21 protein-coding genes, 1 tRNA gene and 1 pseudogene are annotated in these 23,786 nt (G+C 72.2%); 14 read left to right on the plus strand and 9 right to left on the minus strand.

Going from position 1 to position 23,786, the window contains the following annotated elements; genetic code table 11:
* The first annotated feature begins 77 nt into the window (after positions 1 to 77).
* A complete protein-coding gene (locus tag OO48_RS20215; RefSeq protein ID WP_033218249.1) occupies positions 78 to 746 on the plus strand; it encodes a 4'-phosphopantetheinyl transferase family protein in 669 nt (222 codons plus the stop codon).
* A 257-nt stretch (positions 747 to 1,003) separates the two neighbouring features.
* Here the strand turns inward: OO48_RS20215 and OO48_RS34490 are convergent.
* Positions 1,004 to 2,028: pseudogene (locus tag OO48_RS34490) on the minus strand (IS701 family transposase); the annotation flags it as partial.
* A gap of 579 nt (positions 2,029 to 2,607) precedes the next feature.
* Positions 2,608 to 3,416, minus strand: a protein-coding gene (locus OO48_RS36435; protein WP_106970366.1) for an IS5 family transposase whose coding sequence is annotated in 2 segments (ribosomal slippage) — positions 2,608 to 3,077 and positions 3,077 to 3,416 — 810 coding nt in all. Because the reading frame shifts where the segments join, the coding sequence is not laid out codon by codon here.
* Positions 3,417 to 3,478: 62 nt separating this feature from the next.
* Here OO48_RS36435 and OO48_RS20230 point away from each other — a divergent pair.
* From OO48_RS20230 to OO48_RS20265, 8 genes are all read left to right on the plus strand, one after another.
* Positions 3,479 to 3,874, plus strand: coding sequence for a hypothetical protein (locus OO48_RS20230; protein ID WP_033218250.1), 396 nt, complete (start codon positions 3,479 to 3,481; stop codon positions 3,872 to 3,874).
* Between the two features lie 178 nt (positions 3,875 to 4,052).
* The gene (locus OO48_RS20235; RefSeq protein ID WP_209439517.1) at positions 4,053 to 6,005 is read left to right on the plus strand and encodes an ATP-binding protein; all 1,953 of its coding nucleotides are present in this window, start codon (positions 4,053 to 4,055) and stop codon (positions 6,003 to 6,005) included.
* Between the two features lie 230 nt (positions 6,006 to 6,235).
* Positions 6,236 to 6,802 (plus strand): TetR/AcrR family transcriptional regulator, encoded by a 567-nt coding sequence (locus tag OO48_RS20240; RefSeq protein ID WP_033218252.1) that lies wholly within the window; start codon positions 6,236 to 6,238, stop codon positions 6,800 to 6,802.
* A gap of 98 nt (positions 6,803 to 6,900) precedes the next feature.
* Positions 6,901 to 8,349, plus strand: a complete 1,449-nt coding sequence (locus OO48_RS20245) for an MFS transporter (RefSeq protein ID WP_051732351.1) — start codon at positions 6,901 to 6,903, stop codon at positions 8,347 to 8,349.
* 63 nt (positions 8,350 to 8,412) lie between these two features.
* Positions 8,413 to 8,853: an SRPBCC family protein gene (locus tag OO48_RS20250; protein ID WP_033218254.1), complete on the plus strand. Its 441-nt coding sequence runs from the start codon at positions 8,413 to 8,415 to the stop codon at positions 8,851 to 8,853.
* A gap of 41 nt (positions 8,854 to 8,894) precedes the next feature.
* The gene (locus tag OO48_RS20255) at positions 8,895 to 10,250 is read left to right on the plus strand and encodes a carotenoid oxygenase family protein (RefSeq protein ID WP_033218255.1); all 1,356 of its coding nucleotides are present in this window, start codon (positions 8,895 to 8,897) and stop codon (positions 10,248 to 10,250) included.
* Between the two features lie 78 nt (positions 10,251 to 10,328).
* Positions 10,329 to 10,922, plus strand: coding sequence for an SRPBCC family protein (locus tag OO48_RS20260; protein WP_051732352.1), 594 nt, complete (start codon positions 10,329 to 10,331; stop codon positions 10,920 to 10,922).
* A 64-nt stretch (positions 10,923 to 10,986) separates the two neighbouring features.
* Positions 10,987 to 11,535, plus strand: coding sequence for a hypothetical protein (locus OO48_RS20265; RefSeq protein ID WP_033218256.1), 549 nt, complete (start codon positions 10,987 to 10,989; stop codon positions 11,533 to 11,535).
* A 370-nt stretch (positions 11,536 to 11,905) separates the two neighbouring features.
* On the opposite strand, the gene OO48_RS20270 is transcribed toward OO48_RS20265, so the two are convergent.
* On the minus strand, positions 11,906 to 12,691 hold the full coding sequence (locus tag OO48_RS20270; RefSeq protein WP_033218261.1) for an inositol monophosphatase family protein: 786 nt from the start codon (positions 12,689 to 12,691) through the stop codon (positions 11,906 to 11,908).
* Between the two features lie 95 nt (positions 12,692 to 12,786).
* Here OO48_RS20270 and OO48_RS20275 point away from each other — a divergent pair, with 95 nt between their 5' ends.
* Entirely contained in the window at positions 12,787 to 13,782 is a 996-nt protein-coding gene (locus OO48_RS20275) for an Lrp/AsnC family transcriptional regulator (protein ID WP_033218263.1), read from the plus strand.
* Positions 13,783 to 13,811: 29 nt separating this feature from the next.
* Entirely contained in the window at positions 13,812 to 14,048 is a 237-nt protein-coding gene (locus OO48_RS20280; RefSeq protein ID WP_033218265.1) for a DUF2277 domain-containing protein, read from the plus strand.
* Here the strand turns inward: OO48_RS20280 and OO48_RS20285 are convergent.
* From OO48_RS20285 to gcl, 3 genes are all read right to left on the minus strand, one after another.
* Positions 14,017 to 14,502, minus strand: a complete 486-nt coding sequence (locus tag OO48_RS20285) for a membrane protein (protein ID WP_033218267.1) — start codon at positions 14,500 to 14,502, stop codon at positions 14,017 to 14,019. The two genes, OO48_RS20280 and OO48_RS20285, sit on opposite strands and share 32 nt — an antisense overlap.
* Positions 14,503 to 14,637: 135 nt before the next feature.
* Positions 14,638 to 15,456 carry a S1 family peptidase gene (locus OO48_RS20290; protein WP_033218269.1) on the minus strand — a complete coding sequence of 273 codons (819 nt, stop codon included), beginning with the start codon at positions 15,454 to 15,456 and terminating at the stop codon, positions 14,638 to 14,640.
* 148 nt (positions 15,457 to 15,604) lie between these two features.
* Positions 15,605 to 17,386 (minus strand): glyoxylate carboligase, encoded by a 1,782-nt coding sequence (gene gcl, locus OO48_RS20295; RefSeq protein ID WP_033218271.1) that lies wholly within the window; start codon positions 17,384 to 17,386, stop codon positions 15,605 to 15,607.
* Between the two features lie 274 nt (positions 17,387 to 17,660).
* Here gcl and OO48_RS20300 point away from each other — a divergent pair, with 274 nt between their 5' ends.
* Positions 17,661 to 18,311, plus strand: a complete 651-nt coding sequence (locus tag OO48_RS20300; RefSeq protein WP_033218273.1) for an NAD(P)-dependent oxidoreductase — start codon at positions 17,661 to 17,663, stop codon at positions 18,309 to 18,311.
* Positions 18,312 to 18,374: 63 nt separating this feature from the next.
* Here OO48_RS20300 and OO48_RS20305 read toward each other — a convergent pair whose 3' ends face one another.
* Entirely contained in the window at positions 18,375 to 19,934 is a 1,560-nt protein-coding gene (locus tag OO48_RS20305) for an APC family permease (protein WP_033218276.1), read from the minus strand.
* 316 nt (positions 19,935 to 20,250) lie between these two features.
* On the opposite strand from OO48_RS20305, the gene OO48_RS20310 reads away from it, so the two are divergent.
* The gene (locus OO48_RS20310; protein WP_033218279.1) at positions 20,251 to 21,597 is read left to right on the plus strand and encodes an acyltransferase; all 1,347 of its coding nucleotides are present in this window, start codon (positions 20,251 to 20,253) and stop codon (positions 21,595 to 21,597) included.
* A gap of 7 nt (positions 21,598 to 21,604) precedes the next feature.
* On the opposite strand, the gene OO48_RS20315 is transcribed toward OO48_RS20310, so the two are convergent.
* Positions 21,605 to 22,174: a flavoprotein gene (locus tag OO48_RS20315; protein WP_033218281.1), complete on the minus strand. Its 570-nt coding sequence runs from the start codon at positions 22,172 to 22,174 to the stop codon at positions 21,605 to 21,607.
* A 113-nt stretch (positions 22,175 to 22,287) separates the two neighbouring features.
* Positions 22,288 to 22,359 (minus strand) — tRNA-Val (locus tag OO48_RS20320).
* Positions 22,360 to 22,537: 178 nt separating this feature from the next.
* On the opposite strand from OO48_RS20320, the gene OO48_RS20325 reads away from it, so the two are divergent.
* Positions 22,538 to 23,785 carry a coiled-coil domain-containing protein gene (locus OO48_RS20325; protein WP_245194725.1) on the plus strand — a complete coding sequence of 416 codons (1,248 nt, stop codon included), beginning with the start codon at positions 22,538 to 22,540 and terminating at the stop codon, positions 23,783 to 23,785.
* The last annotated feature ends 1 nt before the right edge of the window (position 23,786 follow it).

Consider the following 23,786-nt stretch of genomic DNA (forward strand, 5'->3'; position numbering starts at 1 on the left):
CCATTCGAACGGACTATTTTGATGTCACGTCACTGAATCTCGTCAGCGACCCCGCCAGTACCCGGAAAGGGAGAACCGTGCCGAACCCGCCGTTCGCCATGCTCGCCACCACCGCCGAGGTGCTCGCCCGGCCGGACGCCGACGAGCGGTTGCTCACCGGGTTCGAACGCGAGCGCCTGCAGCGCTTCCGGCGGCCCGCCGACCGCGACGACTACCTCGCCGCCCACCTCCTGGTCCGCCACTGCGCCGCCGCGCACCTCGGCACCGACCCGGCCGACATCGCCTTCGGCCAGCACTGCCCCGGCTGCGGCAGCACCGCCCACGGCCGCCCCCACCTCACCGACCGCCCCGGCACGCACCTGAGCCTCTCCCACACCAGCGGCATCATCGCCGCCGCGGCCGCCCCCGTCCCGGTCGGCGTCGACGTCGAGCACCTCGGCCTGCGCACCAACGACCCGGCCACCCTGCAGCACGTCCTCACCCCCGCCGAGGCCGCGCTGGTCCAAGGCCACCCCGACCCCACCGCCGCCTTCCTCCGGCTGTGGGTGCGCAAGGAGGCGCTGATCAAGCTCGGCCGCACCACCCTCGACGCCCTCACCGGGCTCGACCTCTCGCACCTCCCGCTCGACCCGCCCACCGCCCACCGGGACGGCGACCTCCACTACCTCGAACTCGCCACCCCCACCGCCGTCTTCACCGCCGCCGCGACGCTCCCCGTCGAACTCGTCCCGCTCGCCGGGTTCTAGTACTCCAGTGCGGTTTCGCGATCTACGTGGATGAGGGTGCGGAGAGTCGTCGTCGGTAGTGGCTGCGGCGGGCTGAAGCTTGGTGGCTTCTGCGCCAGTGCGACCACTCCAGGAGTCTCCTGAGAGAGCTGGTGGGTGGGGTTCAGCAGAGCGTCGACCAGGCGGCGGATCTCCGGGACGGTCAGGTCGACCGGGTCCTCGCTGCGGGCGGCGCGATTCGGGTCCGCTGGTCTGCTCGGCCTGGCGTCGTCCACGGCGACGGCGAGGAACGCGAGGGCGAGCATGGCCAAGGTGATGTGCCGGTGCCAGGCGGTCCAGTTGCGGACCTGATAGTGGTCCAGGCCGACCTGGCCCTTGGCCGCCTGGAAGCACTCCTCGATGCTCCAGCGAGACCCGGCGACCCGCACCACCTCCGGAAGGGGCACGTTCCTCGGTGACCAGCAGACGTAGAAGGCGAGCACGCCTGTTGCAGGGTTGCGCCGGATGAGCAGGTGGCGATGTTCCTCGGTTCCGGTGTGCACCCAGGCCCAGTCGTAGTAGCGCGGGCCCTGGCACCGGTCCCGGCACTGTGCCGATGCCAGGCAGCGACGGGCAGCCGACGGGCGGCTTCGTCCGCGCGGATCGCGGTGCGGCCTGAGTTGATCCAAACCCTGGTCGCGCAGGAGACCGCCAGCACGTAGCCGACTCCGCGAGCCTCCAGGCCAGCTCGCAGGCTGGGGTCCTGCCCGTAAGCCTCGTCACCGGTCACCCACGATGCGCCCACTCCCGCGTCCAGGGCCGCCGCGATCATCTGCAGAGCCAGGCGGGGCTTGGTCGCGAACACGACCTCTGCCGGAACACCAGCCAGGCGGCGCCGCTCAGGATCCTGGCACCAGGTCTGCTCGGGAAGGTAGAGCCGACGGTCGATCAATGCCCGGCCCCTGCTGGAGGCGTAGGCGAGGAAGACTCCGACCTGGCTGTTCTCGATCCGCCCGGCGGTGCCGGTGTACTGCCGTTGGACGCCTGCGGAGGCGCGGCCCTTCTTCAAGAAGCCCGTCTCGTCCACGACCAGGATGCCGTCGTCGGCGCCGAGGTGGTCGACGACGTAGCGGCGGACCTGGTCGCGCAGCGCGTCCGCGTCCCAGCGAGCGGTGCGAAGCAGTCGCTGCATCGGTCCGGGCCGGGCGTGCCCGGCCAGCCGCCAGCAGTTCTTCCGCTCGGCGCCGGACAGCAGTCCAAGCAGGTAGGCGCGGGCAGTCGCACGCGGTTCCACCCGCCCGAACAGGCCGGCGATCCGGGCCATGGCCTGGTCGAACAACTCCCGCCAGCGGACAGGGTCTACGCTATGGCCCACGGCCACCGCACGATCTTCAAGAGTCCATACAACCCTTGATCATCTCACGGTGGCCGCATCCGTCTGGCGTCGTAGCACTCGCCGTCGTCGCCTTGGACCCACGCGTCCAGCACTCTCGCCACCTGACACATCTTGGCGAGCAACACGTCGCTCGGATGCTTGGTCGTGATCCGCCCATCCCACCGGTACAGAGCCCCTCCGGACTCACCACCAACTCGGCGATCCATCGCCCCCCTCCGGGCCAGCCACCGCCAGGAATAACCATCACCAGGTCGGGATGCAGCGACCGCTGCCTACCACTCGTGCGTGCTGATGTCCCGCCCCTGCTCGTCCCACCAGTTCTCGCGGCACGTGATGTGCACGTCGTACCTATGGGCAGGCACGGTAGGCCATGGAACCGACAAGATCGCGAAACGGCAGTGGAGTACTAAGCGTTTGCCGTGGCTTGTACGGTGGCGATCCGGGTCGGTGCGTGGTTCGTCTCCACCGAGATGGTTCCATGAGCGCCCACCGCTGTATCTGATCGTTTCAGAATGATCGCGAGAGCCGCCGCAGGCAGATGATCGAGCACGCAAGTTCGAGCAGTCCCTGGTGAAGGTCCGCCCGGCGCTCGTAGCGGATGCGCAGGCGCTTGAACTGATGCAGCCAGGCAAACGCACGCTCCACGACCCAGCGAACTTTGCCAAGGCCGGAGCCGTGAGCGACTCCGCGTCGGGCGATCATGGGCTTGATGCCAAGCTTCCACAGCTGACGCCGGTACTTGTCGAAGTCGTAGCCCCGGTCGGCATACAGGCGTCGGGGTTTGCGGCGGGGGCGCCCTCGCAAGCCTCGGATCGGCGGGACTGCGTCCAGCAGCGGTAGAAGCTGGGTGACGTCGTGTCGGTTACCGCCGGTGAGCTTGACGGCCAGCGGGGTGCCGTGGCGGTCGACAATCAGGTGGTGCTTGGAGCCAGGCCTGGCGCGGTCGACTGGCGAGGGGCCGACGTGATCCCCCCTTTGAGGGCCCGGATGTGCGAGCCGTCCACGGCGCAGTCGTCCAGGTCCAGCAGGTCGGCTCGGCGCAGTTCGGTCAGCAGTGCGGCATGCAGGCGGGGCCAGACGCCCGCCTCGGTCCAGTTCCGCAGCCTGCGCCAGGCCGTCACCCCGGAGCAACCGACGACCTGACTTGGTACGTCGCGCCAGGCGACGCCCTTGCGTAGGACGTAGACGATGCCGGCCAGCGCGACCCGGTCGGGCACTGGGAGCCGCCCGGGATGGCGGTGCCGTCGCGCGGGCTGTGCCGGCAGCAGTGGGGCTATCCGATCCCACAGCTCGTTGGGGACAAGGTTCGCGGTCACGATGCGGAAGCATGCCAGAGAACCCGGTTGAGCCCTTCGAGTCCGCTCGACATACTCCCCGAATGACCAACACTGGGACCGAAGACGCAGAGCAGGGATGGGACGGACCCTGGTACCGCGTCCGAACGGATCAGTTCGAGGCGTCGTTCCTACCCAACGCGGGCGAAGCTCTGGACAGCGTCTGCAACGTCGATGTCGAGGTCCGGCTCACAGCGGACGGCTCACGCTGGAGCGCGACCGTATTCACGCTTGCCGAGGTAGAACGCATCATGGAGCGGTGGTCCCGCACCGGCGAGGCACTGGGCGGCCGCTACTTCTGGTGCTCCGATGGCCTCATCGTCCGAGATCCCGGAATCGACAGTATCACCCAGGTGCTGGCCGGCCTCCTCGACGACGGCGACTTCGCGCAGGTTCTCCAGCAGCTCGACGGCGAAGGACCGTCCGACGCCTCATTCTGAAATGATCAGTATGTCATGGTCGCCATAGTCGCGGGGGATAATTTGCTCTCTGGCCTGCGGCGATGATGTGGCGGGCGGTTACTGACGTCAGTGGGTCCGTCGCGGATTCTTCGAGGACAGGGGAGGCCGGATGCACTCGCTGGGTGCCAGGCTCAGCACTGCCCGGGCACGTGCTTTCGTGGGTCGTGAGATCGAGCTGGACTGCTTCGGCAAAGCCCTGCGCGGGGACGTCGACGCCCCGTTCGTGTTCTGGCTGGTCGGGCCGGGCGGGATCGGGAAGTCGGCTTTGCTGCGGCGTCTTGGGGATCGGGCGCGGGCCGAGGGACGGGTTCTGGTCGAGTTGGACGGCCGGTTCCTGGGACGCGACCCGGCGGACTTCGAGGATGCGGCGGACGCGTTCGTGAGCGTCCCCGGAACAGTGCTGTTCATCGACTCGTTCGAGCACTGTCAGTGGCTGGAGAGCCGTCTGTGGCAGCGGTTCCTGCCGCGGGCCGCTCCAGGGGCACTGGTGGTGTTGGCCGGGCGGCTCGCTCCGCTGCCGCAGTGGACCGCCGATCCGGCGTGGGCAGGTCTGCTGCAGGTCCGGGAGCTGCGGCCGCTCAGCGGTGGCGAGGCCGAGGCGTTGCTGGAGGCGGCATCGGTGCGGCCGGAGCGGCGGGACGCGGTGCTGCGTTTTGCCGGGGGCAATCCCTTGGCGTTGACCCTGGCGGCCGCAGCCGACTCCGCCGGGCGGGTGGGCAGTGAGTGGTCCCCGTCTGCCGAAGTGCTACGCACGTTGGTGGCCGGACTGGTCGGGGAGGTCCCCTCGGCGGCACATCGTCGAGCACTTGAGGTGGCAGCGCAGGCTCACGCGACGACCGAGGAGTTGCTCACGGCGGTACTCGCCGAGCAGGACGCGTCGGGGTTGTTCCAGTGGTTGCGTGAGCTGCCGTTCGTCGAATCGACGCCCTTGGGGCTGTATCCGCACGACGCTGCGCGGGAGACGTTGATGGCCGACCTGCGATGGCGGGCGCCCACTGCGTTCCAGGCGATGCGGCAGCGTCTGGCGGAGGAGTACTTGCGTTTGCTGCGCGAGGCACGGCCGGAGCGGGTGCGGGCGGTCACCGACGATCTGTTCTACCTGTTCCGGGACGTCCAGAAGTTGCAGCGGACGAGGGTGTGGGTCAGCACCGAGGAAGACCTGTACGAGGATGTGCTCGAAATCGAGGACCACGACCTGGTGCTGTCCATGGCCGAGCAGGCTGAGGGGCCGGAATCGGCCGAGTTGGTGCGTTACTGGCTGACGCGGCAACCGCAGGGCTTCAGCGTCTTCCGGCTGATCTCCAGCGGGCGCATCGTCGCGTTCACCACGCGCCTGGTTCTGCCGGCCCCGCCGGACATCACCGACACCGACACCGATCCGGTCGTGGCGGCGGCGTGGCGGTACAGCCAGGAGACCGCGCCGGTGAGGCCGGGCGAGCACATCGCCATGACCCGGTTCTCGATATATCCCGGGCGCTATCAAGTACCTTCCCGCGTCATCGACTTGAGCAACTCCAGGGTCCAGGCGGAAGCCATGCGGGCGCGCGGACGCGCGCACGGGTTCCTCGTCTACCGCGACCACCCGGCGTGGGCGGAGCGGCTGCAGGGAGTCCTGGCCGACTCCGGGGTCCGCTGCGACGTCGGCGGCCGTGAGTACGGGCTGTTCACGATCGACTGGCGCAAGGTCCCGGTGGAGCGGTGGCTCCGGCACCTGATCGACGCCACCGAGATGCCGGCTCTGTCCGGGCCGTCGGGTACGCCGCGCCCGGCTTTCGACCAGGCCGTCCGCGAGGCGCTGCAGCTGTGGCGCGACCCCGGCGCGTTCGCCGCCTGCGCCCTGCTGCGCACCCGCCTGGTGGCCGACTGCGACGACCCGGTGCAGGACCTGAAAGACCTGCTGCGACAGGCAGTTGAGGCGCTCGCCGCCGACCCGCGCGGTGTGCGGGCCAAGGAGGCCCTGGCGACCGCGTTCTTCTCGGGCGCGCCGACGCAGGAGGCTGCGGCGAGGCGCTTGGGCCTTCCCTACGGGACGTTCCGGCGCCACCTGCGGCAAGGTCTCGACCTGCTGTGCGCGTCCCTGTGGGAGAAGGAGCTGTACGGCACGGACTGAGCCTCCGGCGTCGGCCGAGTGGACAGGCGTGGACAGCAACGGACAGCGCCGGGGCTGGGAAGTGGACAGCCGATGGGGCCAGGCTATGAGCCATGAACCCCACCGGCTGCAAGCCACGACGATCCCGCCCCGGCGACCCAGGGCGGGCACCGCCCGACCGTGAGCCTCACCGGCCGCGGACCCTACAGGTCCGGGTTGACTCCCCAAAGTGTGAGTGGTTGAGTACTCACATGAAGAGCGAACGATCCCGCCAGCTGTCCACCGCCGAGGAGCGCCGCGAGACGGTGCTGCGCACCGCCATCGGGGCCTTTGCCGCCCGCGGTTACTGGGGCACCACCACGACCGAGGTGGCCAAGGCGGCGGGTATCTCGCAGGCCTATGTGTACCGCCTGTTCCCGAGTAAGGAACTGCTCTTCACCGCGGTGGTCGAGCACTGCTTCGTGCAGGTGCGGGCCGCCCTGGAGCGGGCGGCCGCCGACGCCAAGGGCAGCTCCTCGGAGGTGGTCCTCGGGGCCATGGGAGAGGCGTACGCCCGCCTGATCAGCGACAACGACCTGATGCTGATCCAGCTCCACGCCCAGGCGGCGGCGGTGTCCGAGCCGGCTGTGCGCGAGGCCGTGCGGCAGGGCTACGCCCGGCTGGTGGAGTACGTGCGCGGCGCCTCCGGCGGCACCGAGCAGCAGATCCAGGAGTTCTTCGCCCTGGGCATGCTGTGCCATCTCATCGTCTCCATGGGGGCCGAAGAGGTGGACGCCCCCTGGACCAGGACGCTTTCGGCCGGCATCAGGCACTACTGAGCCGAGCGCGACGGCGCGACCAGGTCATCGGCGGGGCCCGCGGCCCCGCCTTCCTTGGCCAACAAATGTGAGTGGTTAACCACACAGGGAGTGTTCTCGTGAAGTCCACCGGCACCACCCGCAGCCCTGGAGCCGCTCTCGCGGCGCTGGCCGGGGCGCAGTTCACCGTCATGCTGGCCACCTCGATCGTGAACGTGGCGCTGCCGCAGATCCGGTCGGGCGTGGGCCTGTCGGACAGCGCCACCACCTGGGTGGTCAACGCCTACGGCCTGGCTTTCGGAGCCCTGCTGCTGGCCGGCGGCCGGGCGGCGGACCTGCTGGGCCGACGGCGGCTCCTGCTGGCGGGCCTGGGGATCTTCGCCGCCTCGTCGCTGGCTGCGGGGCTCGTCTCCTCGTCCGCAGCGCTGATCGCAGCGCGGGCGGCGCAGGGCCTGGGAGCGGCGGCGATCGCCCCCGCGGCACTGGCCCTGGTGATGGACGTGTTCCCTCCGGGCCCCGGTCGCGGGAAGGCGCTCGGCGTGTGGGGTGCGGTGTCCGGTGCGGGAGGTGCGGCCGGGGTCCTCCTCGGCGGCGTGCTCACCCAGGCATGGGGCTGGCCGTGGATCTTCTACACGGTCGCGATCGGCGCCGCCCTCGTCCTGGCCGCCACGGTCGCCAGCGTGCCACGGGCGCCCGCCCAGGTGAGCGGACGCTTCGACGTCCTCGGTACCGCCACCGTGACCCTCGCCCTCACCGCGCTGGTGTGGGGTCTGACGACCGCGCGCCGCACCGGGTGGAGTGATCCGTCCGTCCTGGGGAGCTTCGCCATCGCCGCCGCACTGCTGACCGCGTTCGTCCTGGTCGAACGCCGCCACCCGCACCCGCTGCTGCCGCCCCGCCTGTTGCAAACAGGTCGGGTCGCCACCGGCAACGCGCTGATGGCGCTGCTGGGATCGGTGTGGATCGCCCTGTTCTTCTTCCTGCCGCTCTACCAGCAACAGGTCCTCGGCGACAGCCCGCTGACCACAGGGCTCGGCCAACTCCCCCTCGCCTTCGCCAACATGCTCGGCTCCACCCTCGCACCACGGATCTCCCGCCGCATCGGCGCCACCGCCACGATCACCGGCGCGCTGCTGACCGAGGCAGCCGGACTGCTGTGGCTATCCCGGCTCAGCGCAGACGGCAGCTACGCCGTCGACGTCCTAGGCCCCAGCCTGCTGATCGGCCTCGGCCTGAGCATCGCCTTCGTCCAGCTGACCGCCCTGTCCGTCGAGGGCGTCCCCGCCCAAGACGCAGGTCTGGCCGGCGGCCTGGTCAACACCACCCGCCAGGTCGGCGGCGCCATCGGTCTGGCCGTCCTGGCCACTCTCGCCGGCACCGTCACCACCCACGCGGCCACCCACCAACCGCACCTGGAAGCACTGACCGCCGGCTACCGCACCGCCTTCGCCATCAGCTCCGCGGTCCTGGCCGCCACCGCCGTGCTCGCACTCCTGCTCTCCTGCCGGCACACCACGACCCCGGCGACCGGCCGACGCCTCCCGCAGCCCGCAACCAACCGCCACTGACCAGCCGAACCCCTTCAACTCACCGAACCTGACACCCCGTCAATCGAAAGAGGAACCACCGCCATGTTCACCATCGACGAGACCGCCCCCGTCATCGTCCGCCTGTCCACCGTCATCGACGCCCCCCTGGAACGCATCTGGGCCCTGCACACCGACATCGACACCTGGGCCGAATGGAACGCCGACGTCGACCAGGCCAAGCTCGACGGCCCGCTGCTGCCTGGCAACTCCTTCCACTGGAAGACCCACGGACTGGACATCACCTCCACCATCCGCGAGATCGTCCCCGGCGAGCGCCTGGTGTGGGGCGGCCCCGCCAACGGCATCGACGGCATCCACGTGTGGACCTTCGAGCAGACCGGCAGCCACGTCACCGTCCACACCGAGGAGTCCTGGGCCGGGGCCCCTGTCGAGGCCGCCGCCGACCAGCTCGGCCAGGCCCTCAAGGAGTCCCTGACCACCTGGCTCGCCAGCCTCAAGACCCGCGCCGAACAGCACGCCTGAATCCCCCTCCCATCCCGCCCCATCGAATCGAGGTTCCTGCCATGACCACCGCCAAGCCGTACCTGACCGGCCACTACACGCCCGCCGTCGACGAACTGACCGCCACCGAGCTGACCGTCGAGGGCACCCTGCCGCCGGAGCTGACCGGCCGACTGATCCGCAACAGCCACAACCCGAAGGCCGGCGTCACCCCCACCCACTGGTTCAAGGGCTCCGGCATGGTCCACGGCGTCCGCCTGCGCGAGGGCCGCGCCGAGTGGTACCGCAACCGCTGGGTCCACACCCCCGCCCTCGACGGCGCCCCCTACATGACCGAGCGCGGCCCCGACCTGACCGCCAGCACCGCCGGCACCCACGTCATCGAGCACGCCGGCCGCCTGCTGGCCCTGTGCGAGGCCAACTTCCCCTTCGAGCTCACCCCCGAACTGGAGACCGTCGGCCCCTACGACTTCGACGGCAAGCTGCGCAGCGCGATGACCGCGCACCCGAAGACCGACCCGGTCACCGGCGAGCTGCACTTCTTCGGCTCCTCCCCGTTCCCGCCCTATCTGATCTACTACGTCGCCGACGCCAAGGGGCAGATCACCCACAGCGCCGAAATCCCCGGAGCGACCGCTTCCCTCAAGCACGACTTCGCCATCACCCGCCACCACGTGATCTTCGTCGAGGGCACCGTCACCTTCGACCCCACCGAGCACTCCGGCATCCCCTACTCCTGGCAGGACGCCCAGCCTGCCCGGATCGGCGTCATGCCGCGCGGAGCGCAGGGCGCCGGGAAGATCCGCTGGTTCTCCATCGAGCCGGGCAACATGCTGCACGCCGCCAACGCCTACGAGGACGGCCAGGGCCGGATCGTCCTGGAGGGCCCCACCGTCGACCGGGAAGGCTTCCAGCTCTCCTGGAACTGGTGGGTCGGCGCCCCCGGCCGCGGAACCGAACCCAACACCCGCTCCTACACCCGCCGCTGGATCATCGACCTCAACACCGGCAGCGTCGACGAGCAGATCATCGACGACCTCGCCGTCGAATTCCCGACCCTCAACGACGACTTCCTCGGAGCCGAGCACCGCTACCAGTACGCCATCTCCTTCCCCGACCAGGAAGGCTTCGGCGGCTACGGCGTCGTCAAGTACGACCGCACCACCGGCGCCCGCCGCATCCACCAGGTCGGCGACGCCCGGCTGCCCAGCGAAGCCGTCTTCGTCCCCGCCACCGGAGCCACCCGCGAAGACGACGGCTACCTGCTCACCGTCGTCTCCGACCTCAAGCAGGACGCCTCCCAACTCCTGGTCCTGGACGCCTCCGGCCTCGACACGATCGCCACCGTCCACCTCCCGCGCCGCGTCACCGGCGGCATCCACGGCTCCTGGATCCCCGACAGCGAGCCCAACAACTGACCCACCCCTGCGGCGGGGCGGGCCCGCCCCGCCGCAGGCAAGCCCCCGACCAACCCGCCTCCACACAAGGACCTGACCATGCGCATCCTCACCGCCACCAAGTTCTTCGCCGCCACCACCGGCGCCCTCCTCCTCGCCACCGGCACCGCCTACGCCCTCAGCGACGACCAGCTGGCCGTCTCCTCCAGCCAGTCGCTGACCTGCGGCGGCGTCCACCCCGACGAGTCCGCACCGGTGATCACCCGCAAGAGCACCGTGATCCACGCGCCGCTGAAGACCGTCTGGAAGGTGCAGACGGACGTCGAGAACTGGCCTGCCTGGCAGCCCAATGTCACGTCGCTGGTGAAGGACACCCCCGGCGCTCTGCGGTCCGGGTCGGTGTTCCGCTGGGCCACCGAGGGCCTGGACATCACCTCCACCGTCAAGAAGGTCGAACACGACAAGTGCCTGGCCTGGGGCGGCCCCGCCCAGGGCATCGACGCCATCCACGTGTGGACGTTCACCCCGACCGCCGACGGCGTGCTCGTGCGCACCGAGGAGTCGTGGACCGGCGCCCCGGTCGTGGCGAACACCGCCTACCTGCAGGCAGCCCTGGACAACTCCCTCCAGAACTGGGTCAACAACCTCAAGCACGAGGCCGAGGCCCAGGCCCAGGCCCAGGCCACCAAGTAACCCCCTATCCAGCCTCCGGAGCCCTCACCAGCTCCGGAGGCGCCCATTGCCGGAGAGGTCCACCATGCCGCTCGACAGCGCGCTGCTCACGATCCACGTCCTCGCCGCCCTCGTGATGCTCGCCAGCCTCTCCCTCGACTGGATCGGCGTCCTGCGGCTGCGACGCGCCAGCACGCTTCCCCACGCCCGTGAAGGCGTCACCGCCCTCGAACGGTCGGCCGCTTTCGGCGCCTGGGCCCGCCTGATCACCCTGGCCGCCGGACTCTGGCTCGCCATCGACACCGGCCACTGGCCCGGCTGGATCATCGCCGCACTCGCCGGATGGACCGCCCTCGTCCTCCTCGGCGAACCCCTAACCGGCAAAGACCTGCGCACCATGGCCAAAACCGGGCGCAAGAGCGACGGCCTGACCCCCACACTCGCGGCCGAGATCCACCACCCGCGCCTGTGGTCCTCCCTCCACACCTGCACCGCAGTGGTAGCCGCCGCCCTCACCGACATGCTCGCCAAGCCTGCCCTGGCCCTCGCCCTCACCCTTCTGGCCGCCGGATACCTCACCGGCACCCTCACCGCACGACTGACCCGCAACCGCCAACCCGAGCCAAGCCCGTGAGCCGGGCGTAACCGCCACAGACTCCCCGCCCGGAGCCCCCGACCGAACGCGCGCCCCCCTACAAGCGACGCGCACCGAGCCCCGCCCGCCCTGCGGGCGGGGCTCACCGACTTGGAGGACCCGTCATGACCAGCGCCCACAACATTCGCCAGCGCACCCGCGATGACTTCCTGAAAGAAGTCCGAACCGTCGCGCACCAGCACCTCGCGCAGCACGGCACCCCACGGGCTGGCCCTGCGCGCCGTCGCCCGAGACATAGGAATGGCCCCGTCCGCGCTCCACCGCTTCTTCACCAGTCGCGAGGCTCTCCTGAGCGCGAAACCGCACTGGAGTACTAGGCGCACCGGCGGCGGGGCCCGGAAGGCGCCGGTCACACCTGCCGCAGCAGGGCGACGAGTTCGGCGTGCGCGCCGGGCGCGGCGGCGAGGAAGGACGGCGCGGCGGGCGTCCAGGGGGCGCCCTGCGCGTCGCTGACGACGGCCCCGGCCTCGGCGGCGAGCAGCGCGCCGGGCAGCAGGTTGGCGGGGTCGGCGCCGTACTGCCAGAACAGGGTGAGGTGGCCGGAGCCGACCTGGGCGGCCTGCAGGGCGGTGGGGCCGAGGTTGCGCACGGCGGGGACGTGCGGCAGGACGGCGGCCAGCGAGGCGCCGGCGGCGCGCAGCGCGTCCGGGTCGCGGGCGACGCCCGGCGGCTGGGAGGTGGCGGCGAGGGCGGTGGCCAGGGTGCGCGGGCGGGGCGCGCGGCGGCGGCCGTTCAGCCGGGCGCCGCCGCCGGCCGCCGCGGTGTAGGTGGCCCCGGCGAGCGGGGCGTGCACCACCGCCAGGACGGGGGCGCCGTCGCGCAGCAGCGTCGCGGTGACGGCCCACTGCGGGAGGGCGCTCAGGTACTGGACGGCGCCGTCGGTGGCGTCGCACAGCCACCACTCGCCGTCCCCGGGCACCTCGCGCGCCCACTCGTCGTCCAGCCAGCCGGCCCGCGGGCGCAGCGCGGTGAGGCGTTCGCGCAGCAGCCCGGCGGCGGGCCGGTCGAGCGCGTCGAAGGCGGCGCGCGTCTCGGCGGGGGTGGCGGCGGCGAGCGGCTCGGCGCCCTGCCGCCCGGCCAGGTGGCGGCCGACTTCGCGCACGGCCCGTTCGACGGCGTCCAGCAGTTCCTGCACGGCGGGGTCCTCCTTCGTCCGGTGGTGGTCCAGGAGTACCGTCGGGGCGGCGCTCCGGGACGTCCCGGAGCCCGGAGCGACGGAGATCGGACACCATGGACACCGAGGCGACGGATCCCGCCACCGTGCTGGACGCGCTGGACCGGCGGCTGGTGCACGCCCTGCAGGTGGACGGGCGGGCCGAGCCGGGGCGGATCGCCGAGGTGCTGGGAGTGTCGGCGCGGACGGTGACCAGGCGGCTGGGGCGGCTGCTGGGGACGGGCGCCGTCCGGGTGGTGCGGATGCCGGACGCCCGGGCGGACGCGCTCGGCGCGCTGCTGCTGCGGGTGCGGGTGCTGCGCGGGCGGACGGACGCGATCGCGCTGGCGCTGGCCGCGCACCCGGAGGTGCCGTTCGTCGACGTGATGCTCGGCGGGCAGGAGGTGTCGGCGGTGGTGCTGGGCGACGCGTCCGCCCGCGACCGGCTGCTGTACGGGCGGCTGCCCGCCACCGGCGCGGTGCTGGAGTCGACCGCGCACGCCGCGCTGCACCTGTTCGCGGACGCCTCCGCCTGGCGCTGCGGCGCGCTGACGGCCGATCAGGAGGCCGCGCTCGCCCCGCCGCCGGCCGCCCCGGCCGACCCGCTGCCCGCCCTGGACGCGCTGGACCCGCTGGACCACCGGCTGCTGGACGCGCTGGGCGCCGACGCCCGCCGCTCGCACGCGGCGCTGGCCGCCGCTCTGGACGTGTCCGAGTCGACCGTCCGGCGCCGGCTGCACCGGCTCGGCGCGGGCGGGCTGCTGCGCACCCACGTCAGCGTGGACCCGCGCCTGCTGGGCGTCACGGTCGACGCCAACCTCTGGCTGGACGTGGCTCCCGGCGACCTCGCGGCGACCGGCGAGGCGCTGGCCCGGCACCCGCAGGTGCACGGGGTGCTGGCCACCAGCGGGCCGAGCAACCTGATGGCCGCCGTGTTCTGCCCCGACCACGCGGCGCTGTACCGGTTCCAGACCGAGGTGCTGGGCCCGCTGGGCGTGCGGCGGGTGGAGACCGCGATCGTGGCCCGCGCGGTCAAGCGGGCCGGGGCGCGGCTGCGCCAACTCCCGGGCTGAGTGTCAGCGGGGCGCGGCAGACTGGAGGCATGTGCCGAAGCATCAAGACGCTCCGCCCGCCGATGACGCCCGACGCCACCCCCGAGGACGTGCACGCGGCGGCGCTCCAGTACGTCCGCAAGATCTCCGGGTTCCGGGCGCCGGCCGCGCACAACCGGGAGGCGTTCGACGCGGCGGTGGCCGCCGTCGCGGCCGCCACCGCCCAGTTGCTCGCCTCGATCGAGGTGCGCGGGGTCACGCCCCGTTCGTCGACCCCGGCCGGATGACCATCAGCACCAGGACGACCGCCCACAACAGGTTGAACACGCCCGCCGTCATCGGCAGCGTCCGCAACTTGCCGGTGGCGCGGGCCGTTTCGGCGTCCTTGTCCTCGGTGGCGTCCAGCGCGTCCACGGTCGCCTGCTGACCGGGCAGCACCACCAGCAGCAGCACGCCTGCGGCGACGGCGGTCAGCACGATCGAGGTGACCAGCCAGGCGTTGCCCAGCACGCCCATCGCCTGGGCGGTGCCGATGCCCAGCACCGGGATGCCGACGCCGATCAGCGCGTACACGTTGCTGATCCGGTGCAGCAGCCGCACCGAAGCCTGCGCGGCCGGCTGCTCCGGGCCCGCCGCGAGGGCGGCCTTCGCCCTGCGCGGGAACATGCTCACCGCCACCGCGACCGGGCCGATGCACAGCGCCACCACCAGCAGGTGCAGACTCAGCAGGAACTTGGCCATCGCCGGCGCGACCCTTCCACCACAACGGAACCTCGACGGCCGCCACGCTAGCAGCGCTTATCCCGTGGGGTTCCGGGAGCCGGACGGGCGGCGCCGGGGGCCCGGGGAGGTCGCCGCCCCCGGGCCCGGGGCGCGCTACGGGCGGGGCAGCACGCAGCCCGCCCTGGTCAGGTCGAGCACGTTGCCCGGCGCGAAGCAGTTCGGGATGGTGTACGTCTCCTGGGCGTAGCCGATGCCCGGGTGGATGGTGACGGTGCCGTTCTGGTCGACCTCGCAGGGGTTGTTCAGGGTGCAGGTCTGGCCGTCCTCGTTGATCGTGTTGTTCACCGCGACGACCTGCCCGCTGACCGCGTCGACCACCGGGGAGCCGGAGGTGCCGCCGATGACGTCGCAGCCGGAGGTGTAGCGGACCGAGTCCTTGAAGGTCCAGCCGCCCTCCTTGAGCCGGTAGGCGAAGCCGTCGACGCTGCAGGAGTAGGTCTTCTTCCAGTACCCGGAGACCACCTTGATCGAGCTGCCGGCCACCGGGTGGGCGGTGGACATCGTGAGCGGGGATATCCCGTAGCGGCTCTTGATCGTCGCGTAGCTGGTGCTCAGCCGGTAGAGGGTGACGTCGGTGTCGGTCATCGTCGAGTAGAGGACCCGGTTGGCGCGCACCGTGCCGAGGCTGCCGCCGGAGGCGCTGAGCAGGGTGAAACCACGCGTGGACGCCTGGTTGGTGACGACCTGTCCGGCGGCGGGCATGCCGCTCTCCAGGCAGTGGCCGTTGGTGAGGATCAGCCCGGGGTCGCTGTCCACGGAGTTCGGCATCCGCACCAGCGAGCCGGAGCAGTTGCTGAGCGCGACCGTCCCCGCGAAGGTCACGGTGGCGGCGGAGGCGGGGGCGGCGGTGGCCAGGGCGGTGGCCCCGGCGAGGGCCAGCGCGCAGAGCGCGCCGGTGAGCGGCTTCTTCATGAGGGTGCCTCTCGGGGTGTGGGGGTACCACTGGGGTCCTACTGGGGTTCCCCTAAGTTGGCGCGCCCATGACATCGTGTCAAGGGCGCCGCCGCACCCGACGCACCGTCAACCCGCTCCCCCCGCGGGGCCACCGGCCGGCCGGCGCTCAGACCCGCAGGGCCCGGACCGCGGTCGGGGCGTGGCCCGGCTCGGTGGCGGTCTCCTCCCACTCGACGACCTTGTCGATGTCCGCGGCGGCCATCGAGATGTTGGTGACGCGCTCCAGGATCGCCTCGACCACCACCGGGACGCGGAACTCGGCGGCCAGCTTCTTGGCCTGCTCGAACGCGGGCAGCAGCTCCTCGGGGCGGGTGACCCGGATCGCCTTGCAGCCCAGCCCCTCGGCGACCCGGACGTGGTCGACGCCGTAGACGCCCAGCTCGGGCGCGTTGAGGTTCTCGAACTCCAGCCTGACCTGGAAGTCGATGTCGAAGTTGCGCTGCGCCTGCCGGATCAGCCCGAGGTAGGCGTTGTTGACCAGCACGTGGACGTACGGGATGCGGTGCTGCGCGCCGACCGCCAGTTCCTCGATCATGAACTGGAAGTCGTAGTCGCCGGAGAGCGCGACCACCTGCCCCTCGGGGTCGGCGGTGGCGACGCCGAGCGCGGCCGGGATGGTCCAGCCGAGCGGGCCGGCCTGGCCGCAGTTGATCCAGTGCCGGGGCTTGTAGACGTGCAGCAGCTGGGCGCCGGCGATCTGCGAGAGGCCGATGGTGGTGACGTAGCGGGTCTCGGGGCCGAAGGCGCGGTTCATCTCCTCGTAGACGCGCTGCGGCTTGAGCGGCACGTCGTCGAAGTGGGTCCGGCGCTGGAGCGCGGCCCGCCGCTCCTGGGTGCTCGCGGCCCACTCCCGGCGGTCCTTCAGCCGCCCGGCGGCGGCCAGTTCGCGGGCGACCTCCAGCAGCAGCACCAGCGCGGCCTTGGCGTCGGAGGCGATGCCCAGGTCGGGGGCGAAGATCCTGCCGATCTGGGTGGGCTCGACGTCGATGTGGACGAACGTGCGGCCCGCGGTGTAGACGTCCAGGCCGCCGGTGTGGCGGTTGGCCCAGCGGTTGCCGATGCCGAGGACGAAGTCGGAGGCGAGGAAGTTCTCGTTGCCGTAGCGGTGCGAGGTCTGCAGGCCGACCATGCCCGCGTTGAGCTCGTGGTCGTCGGGGACGACGCCCCAGCCCATCAGCGTCGGGACGACCGGGACGCCGGTCAGCTCGGCGAACTCCAGCAGCAGTCCGGCGGCGTCCGCGTTGATGACGCCGCCGCCGGCCACGATCAGCGGCCGCTCGGACTCCTGGAGCAGGGCGATCGCCTTCTCGATCTGCACCCGGTTCGCGGCGGGCTTGTAGACCGGCAGCGGCTGGTACGCCTCGGGGTCGAACTCGATCTCGGCGAGCTGCACGTCGATCGGCAGGTCGATCAGCACCGGCCCGGGCCGGCCGGAGCGCATCAGGTGGAAGGCCTGCTGGAACACCCCGGGCACCTGCGCGGCCTCCAGCACCGTGGTGGCGGCCTTGGTGACCGGCTTGGCGATCGAGGCGATGTCGACGGCCTGGAAGTCCTCCTTGTGCAGCCGGGTGACGGGCGCCTGGCCGGTGATGCACAGGATCGGGATCGAGTCGGCGATCGCCGAGTACAGGCCGGTGATCATGTCGGTGCCGGCCGGGCCCGAGGTGCCGACGCAGACGCCGATGTTGCCCGCCTTCGCCCGGGTGTACCCCTCGGCCATGTGCGAGGCGCCCTCGACGTGCCGGGCCAGGGTGTGCCGGATGCCGCCGGAGGCCTTGAGCGCGGCGTAGAAGGGGTTGATCGCGGCGCCGGGCACGCCGAACGCCACCTCGACGCCTTCGAGCTTGAGGATCTCCACGGCCGCGCGGGCGGCTGTCATGCGGGGCATCGGCTACTCCTACCGTCGACGCTTCTTCCGCGATGCGGAAGAATAGTTTTGGAATGCGAAAGCAAGCTAAGGCGGCCGCGCCGGGGCCGTCAAGGTGGGTTTCAACAAAACGTTGCAGAGTCGCCCGCCCGGGCCGCTCTCCCGCGCCGACGGCTGTCCGATTCTCACCAGGTGCTGTCGGCCCGGCACCTCGCCCACCTGGTCGGCCCGCCCGTACCGTCGAGCTGTCGACGGAAAACGCCAAGCGGCGGACCTACCAGAGGAGACAGTCACGATGAGCACCATCACCCTGTACGGCGCCACCGGCACCATCGGCTCCCGCGTGCTGGACGAGGCGCTGCGCCGCGGCCACACGGTGACCGCCGTGGTCCGCGACCCCGCGAAGCTGCCGGTCGAGCACCCGGCGCTGACCGTCGTGGCCGGCGACGTGCTGAACCCGGCCTCGGTGGCCGACAGCGCCAAGGGCGCGGACGTGGTGGTCAGCGCGGTCGGCGGCGGCGACGGGCCGGGCCACCAGGCGCTGATCCGGCCGTCCTTCGAGTCGCTGGTGGCCGGGCTGCGCACGCTGGGCGCCGACGCGCCGCGACTGGTCACGGTGGGCGGGGCGGGCTCGCTGCGCACCCCGGACGGCAAGCGGGTCTGGGACGCCGAGGGCCTGCCGGAGTTCCTGCTGCAGATCATGCACGCGCACGGCGACGCGCTGGACTACCTGCGCACCGTCACCGACCTGCGCTGGACCAACCTCTCCCCGGCCGGCACCATCGCCCCCGGCGAGCGCACCGGCACCTACCGCGAGGGCCTGGAGGACCTGCTGATCGGCGCGGACGGCGAGAGCCGGATCTCCACCGAGGACTACGCGGTGGCGCTGCTGGACGAGGTCGAGGACCCGAAGCACGTGGGCGAGCGCTTCACCGTCGCGTACTGACCCGCGAGGACGCCGGAGGGCCCCGAACCACCCGGTGGTTCGGGGCCCTCCGCGCTCCCCGGCTCAGTCGGGGATGACCAGGGCGGGGGTGTCCCGGGTGAGCACCTCGCCGCGGAAGAACGCCGGGCTGCGGCGCGTCATCACGGCCATCACCACCAGGCCCAGCGCCAGCAGCCCGGCCCCGACCACGAAGACCGAGCCGACGCCGAACACCGAACTGCCGCTGCCGTAGGAGGGGTCGGCCATGTCGACCAGCGACTTGCCGAAGATCGCGGCCAGGGTGAGCCCGCCGAGCAGCGGGAAGACGCACTTGAGCAGCGCGTCGCGGACCGAGCGGCGCAGGTCGTGGCGGAAGTACCAGGCGCAGGCGAACGCGGTCAGCGAGTAGTAGAAGCAGATCATCAGCGTCAGCGCGGCGATGGTGTCGGCCAGTACGTGCGAACTGACCAGCGTCATCACGGTGTAGAACGCGCCGGTGCCGACGCCGGCGGTGACGATCGCCCGGCCGGGGGTCTTGTGGCGCTCGTTGACCTCGGCGAAGGAGGCCGGCAGCGCCTCGTACACGCTCATCGCCAGCACGGTGCGGCTGACCGGGATGAAGGTGGTCTGCAGGCTCGCCGAGGCGGAGGCCAGCACGGCGACGAACAGCAGGACGCCCAGGCCGGTGCCCATCACCGGACCGGCCAGCACCGCCAGCACGTTGGAGGAGGTCTCGGGGTTGCCCAGGCCGGTGCCGGTGGTGCCGATGCCCGCGTACATCTGCACCGCGACGGCGGTGAACAGGTAGGAGCCGACCAGCACCGCCATCGCCAGCATCGCGGCCCGGCCGGGGGTCTTCTCGCTGCCGCCGGTCTCCTCGTTGGCGCTCAGGCAGGCGTCCCAGCCCCAGTACATGAACAGCGAGAGCGACAGGCCCGCCACGAAGGAGGTGAAGGAGGTCGCCCGGAACGGGTCGAGCCAGCTCCAGGAGAAGTGCAGCGAGCCGGCCGCGCCGTGGCCCGACGCCTTGACGATCGCCATCACGCCGAACAGGCCGAGCACCGCGAGCTGCAGCCCGACCAGGGCGTACTGGACGCCCTTGGTCGCGGTCATGCCGCGGTAGCTGATCATCGTGGCGACCGCGATCAGCGCCAGGCAGGTGAGGACGTGGACCAGCCTGTTGTCGTTGAGAGCCGCGACCGAGTCGCTGCGGGTGATCTCGCCGAGCAGCAGGTACAGGTACTCGGTGGCGACGCCCGCCAGGTTGGACAGCACGATGATCGTCGCGATCACCAGGCCCCAGCCGCACATCCAGCCGACCTTGGGGCCGAACGCCTTGACCGTCCAGGTGAAGGAGGTGCCGCTGTCGGGGATCGCCTTGTTCAGCTCCCGGTAGGCGAAGGCCACCAGCATCATCGGCAGGAAGCCGGCCAGGAAGAGGGCCGGCATCCGCAGGCCGACGGCGGCCACCGTGGTGCCCAGGGTGGTGGTCAGGCAGTACACCGGGGCGACGGTGGACACGCCGATCACCGCGTTGCCGAGCAGGCCCACCGAGCCGCTGTCGAGGCCCTTGGAACGGACGCCCCCGGGGGCTTGGGCGCCGGGGGCTTCGTTGCCGCCCGGGCGGTTGTGGAGCTGAACCATGCCGGAACCGTAACCCCCACTGTTTCCGCAGCGAGCCGAGGCGGAAGCCGGTCGATCACCTTCACTTCACCCTGATGATAGGGTGAGTTTCCGTTGATTGCATGATCTTTTGTGGCCGATTGCCTTCGTTTCGACCTCCCGAGCGGCCGCTCGGCCCGGGACGAAAACCGCACCGCACCCCGTTTCCGCCTTTTCGGGCATGAGTATGAGAAACGCCACATACCCTCCCGAACCGGAACCGATCGTTCGGACACCTCTGGTGTCCCCCGCCCGCGGGCCCCTATCGTTCCCCCGTCACTTCAGGGAGGGGACCGGGATGACCGGCACGCTGACGTCCGACACCGGGATCCGCACCGTCCGGGCCGGCCGCCCGGGCCCGGGCTCCGTCCGCTGCTCCGTCGGCGACCTGCTGCTCGCCGACCTGCCCGTCTCCGTGGTCTTCTTCCACGACCGCCCGCTCGACCCCGACGCCCTCGCCGCCGGGCTCGCCCGCGCCCTGCGCCGGCTGCCCGAGTTCGCCGGGCGCCTGCGCACCGACGGCGCCGGCGACCTGTGGATCGACACCGACGACTCCGGCGTCCCCTTCACCGTCGCCGACGCCCCCTACACCCTCACCGAGGCGTTCGACCGGATGGTGCTGCCCGCCGCCGGCCTGGTCGACCACGTCCGCGCCGCCGAGGCCCGCCGCGAACCGCTGCCGCTGCTCACCGTCCGGCTCAACCGGCTCACCGACGGCACCTGCGCGCTCGGCGTCTCCTGGCACCACGCCGTCGGCGACATGCAGACCTTCGCCCTGCTGATGCGCGCCTGGTCGGCCGGCACCGGGGGCACCGACCTCCCCGAACCCGTCCGCGCCCCCGACCGGGACGCCCACCTGGACGCCCACCTCCCCGCCGAGGACTGCGGCACGCCCGCGCTGCGGCTGCCCGACCCCGCCGAGAGCGCCGAACTGCGCCGCACCGTCGCCGCCGCCGCCCTCGCCAACCGCACCGTCCAGGCCTGGTTCTCCCCCGCCGAGACCGAACGCCTGCGCGCCGCGTACAGCGCCGAGGCCGGCCGCCGCCTCTCCGCCAACGACGCGCTCTGCGCCCACCTGCTGCACGTGCTGCGCGAGGTCGACGGCGCCGACGCGGAGGAGCAGACGCTCACCATGCCGGTCAACCTCCGCCGCCCCCTCGGCCTGCCCGACACCACCCTCGGCAACCTGCTCGGCGAGATCCGCCTGCCCTACCGGCCCGGCACCGCACCCGCCCGGTACGCCGCCGAACTGCGCACCGCCGTCGAGGAGTTCACCGAGAAGCACCTCAGCGTCCGGAGCAACCTGCGCTTCCTCGAACAGGTCGGCCGCGACCGCGCCGCCGAGTGCGTCCCGGTCGGCTTCGACCCCGCCCGCCGCACCCTGACCATCTCCAGCTGGTGCCGCCTCGGCCTCCAGGACCTCCCGCTGGCCGGCCACCGCCCCGTCGCCTTCAGCCCCGCCGCCACCCTCCAACTCCCCTGGACCTCCTGGCTGGTCGAGGGCCCCCGCGGCGAGGGCCACCTCTACACCCTCGTCCTCCCCACCCGCACCGCCGCCAGGCTCCGCGCCGCCGGCGCCCTCCTCCACCCCCACCGCCACCCCGACGACCCCGCCCCCGCCCTGGCCCCGCGCAAGCTCCTGTGAGCCCCGCTCACCCGGCGCCCGGCCCGCCGGGCTCCAGTGCCCGGGCGACCGCGTCCAGGGCCGCCTCCCACGGGTACGGGCCGGCCGCGCCCGGCTCGTTCGGGACGAAGGCCCCCTCCCCGAGCAGGACCTCCACGCCCGCCTCGCGCAGGGCGGCCACGCTGCGCGGGAACTGCGGGTGCGCGGCCAGGGCGGTGTTCACGCACGGCATCACCAGCACCGGGACGCCCTTGCCCGCCGCCTCCGCCGCGTAGCCCGCCACCCAGGACGAAGTCAGCCCCAGGGCCAGGCTGTTGACCGAGTTGAAGGTCGCCGGGGCGAACAGCACCGCGTCGGCCGGCGGCAGCACGTCCGGCTGCCCCGGCCACCGGTACGCGGACTTCACCGGGTGCCCGGTCAGCCCCTCCAGCTCCGGCACCCGCCCCTCCAGCCACCCCCGCGCCGCCGGGGTCAGCCCCACCGCCACGTCCCACCCCCGGGCCAGTCCCGCCCGCACCGCCCCGTCGATCCCGAGCACCGCGCCCGCCGCCGACCCGAACAGGTACACCACCGGCCGTCCGGCCCCCGCGTCTGCCATGCCCCCATGCAACCGGGTCGGCGCCCCGCTCCGCAACGGCCCGGAAAAAGCAGCAGGCCCCGGCCGGGATGCTGCTCCGACCTGGGCCTTCGGCTGTACTGCGGGGTGCGAAGTGGGCGCAGACGGTTTCGAACCGCCGACATCCGCCTTGTAAGGGCGGCGCTCTACCGCTGAGCTATGCGCCCTCGCCGAAGTGGACCGGCGCGGCCGGTCACACGACGAGTGGACAGACTACCTGGTCCGGGGAGTGCTTCGCCGCCCCCTCCCCCGACGGGGACGGGGACGGGGGGTGCCGGGCGGGGCGGGTGATCGGCAAGAATGGCGGGGAGAGCGGCGGGACGGATCCGGAGCAGGGAGCGCGCGGTGAGCAGTGGCGGTGGTCGGGGCGGCTGGTGGGGCGGCGGCCGCCGGGACGGTGTCCGCGCGGACGCCAGGGCGGCCCGGGAGGCCGCCCAGGAGTCGTTCTACGAACTGGACTCGGCCCAGCGGGACGCGCTGCTCGCGGTGGAGACGGTGAAGTCCGCGGGCGAGCCCGCCACCGCCCGCCGGGTGGAGCAGGAGTTCGCCGACCTGACCGCCAGGATCGACCAGGTCACCGTCGCCTACCTGGGCGCGCTGGACTCCGTCGACCTGGAGTCCGCCGAGACCGACCCGGGGACAGTGTCCCGGGCCAGGCAGCAGCTGGACCAGGCCAAGCGCGAACTGGACGCCAAGCGCGCCGAACTGGGCACCTTCGTCAGCCGCCTGCAGCCGGTCCTCGACCACGCCGAGGCCCAGCTGATCCGGGTCGCGCCCGCCGTCGAACGGGCCAAGCGGACGCTGCTCGCCGCGACCACCGCCCTGGAGCAGGCGCGCGGCGCCGGCCTGCGCGCGGACGACCTGGCGGCCCGGCTGGCCGAGCTCGCGCCCGAGCTGACCAGGCTGAACCAGGGCGTCTCCCAGCACGGCGTCCCCGCCACCCTGCAGCGCGCCGAGGACGTCGCCCGGCGGGCCGAGGAAGTTCGCGTCGAGGCCGTGCAACTCCCGGAGCGGGCCGCGGAGATCGACCGCCGGGTGGCCTCGCTGCGCACCCGCATCGACGCGCTGGAGAACCGGGCCCACACCGTCGACCCGGCGCTCAGCGAGCTGCGCCGCCGCTTCTCGACGGCCTGCTGGCAGGACCTCCAGCAGGTGCCCGCGCAGACCGCCGACGCCGTCCGCACCGCCCGCACCAGGCTGGCCGAGGCCGGCCGGGCCCGCGACGAGCAGCGCTGGGCGGACGCGACGGCGGCGATCGGCACCGTGCGCGCCCTGCTGGACACCGCGGGCGGCTCGGTCACCGCGGTCAACGACCGGCTGCGGCAGCTCGACGAAGTCCAGCACGACCCGAACCGGGAGATCGAGCGGGCCAGGTTCGCGATCCGCGACGCCCAGCGCCTGGCGATGGCCGGCCGGCAGGCCCCCGACCCGCGCCACGCCGGGCCGCTGGACGCCGCGGTGGGCCGCCTGGACCGGGCCGTCGCCGCACTGGAGGAGTCCGGCCGGCACCCCGACTACTGGCGCTTCCTGACCGAGCTGGCCGCCGTCCGGGAGACGGCGGCCGAAGTGGTCTCGATGATCCGCGGCCACTGAA

This window comes from Kitasatospora phosalacinea, from assembly GCF_000716545.1.
GTDB classification, from domain to species: domain Bacteria; phylum Actinomycetota; class Actinomycetes; order Streptomycetales; family Streptomycetaceae; genus Kitasatospora; species Kitasatospora phosalacinea.

What these genes read in the sequence shown, in the direction of transcription:
- OO48_RS20275 (WP_033218263.1), top strand. Translation starts at nt 12,787, where the DNA reads ATGGACACCGAGGCGACGGATCCCGCCACCGTGCTGGACGCGCTGGAC.
- OO48_RS20285 (WP_033218267.1), bottom strand. Translation starts at nt 14,502, where the DNA reads ATGGCCAAGTTCCTGCTGAGTCTGCACCTGCTGGTGGTGGCGCTGTGC.
- gcl (WP_033218271.1), bottom strand. Translation starts at nt 17,386, where the DNA reads ATGCCCCGCATGACAGCCGCCCGCGCGGCCGTGGAGATCCTCAAGCTC.
- OO48_RS20240 (WP_033218252.1), top strand. Translation starts at nt 6,236, where the DNA reads ATGAAGAGCGAACGATCCCGCCAGCTGTCCACCGCCGAGGAGCGCCGC.
- OO48_RS20230 (WP_033218250.1), top strand. Translation starts at nt 3,479, where the DNA reads ATGACCAACACTGGGACCGAAGACGCAGAGCAGGGATGGGACGGACCC.
- OO48_RS20290 (WP_033218269.1), bottom strand. Translation starts at nt 15,456, where the DNA reads ATGAAGAAGCCGCTCACCGGCGCGCTCTGCGCGCTGGCCCTCGCCGGG.
- OO48_RS20250 (WP_033218254.1), top strand. Translation starts at nt 8,413, where the DNA reads ATGTTCACCATCGACGAGACCGCCCCCGTCATCGTCCGCCTGTCCACC.
- OO48_RS20315 (WP_033218281.1), bottom strand. Translation starts at nt 22,174, where the DNA reads ATGGCAGACGCGGGGGCCGGACGGCCGGTGGTGTACCTGTTCGGGTCG.
- OO48_RS20260 (WP_051732352.1), top strand. Translation starts at nt 10,329, where the DNA reads ATGCGCATCCTCACCGCCACCAAGTTCTTCGCCGCCACCACCGGCGCC.
- OO48_RS20300 (WP_033218273.1), top strand. Translation starts at nt 17,661, where the DNA reads ATGAGCACCATCACCCTGTACGGCGCCACCGGCACCATCGGCTCCCGC.
- OO48_RS20310 (WP_033218279.1), top strand. Translation starts at nt 20,251, where the DNA reads ATGACCGGCACGCTGACGTCCGACACCGGGATCCGCACCGTCCGGGCC.
- OO48_RS20265 (WP_033218256.1), top strand. Translation starts at nt 10,987, where the DNA reads ATGCCGCTCGACAGCGCGCTGCTCACGATCCACGTCCTCGCCGCCCTC.
- OO48_RS20255 (WP_033218255.1), top strand. Translation starts at nt 8,895, where the DNA reads ATGACCACCGCCAAGCCGTACCTGACCGGCCACTACACGCCCGCCGTC.
- OO48_RS20305 (WP_033218276.1), bottom strand. Translation starts at nt 19,934, where the DNA reads ATGGTTCAGCTCCACAACCGCCCGGGCGGCAACGAAGCCCCCGGCGCC.
- OO48_RS20280 (WP_033218265.1), top strand. Translation starts at nt 13,812, where the DNA reads ATGTGCCGAAGCATCAAGACGCTCCGCCCGCCGATGACGCCCGACGCC.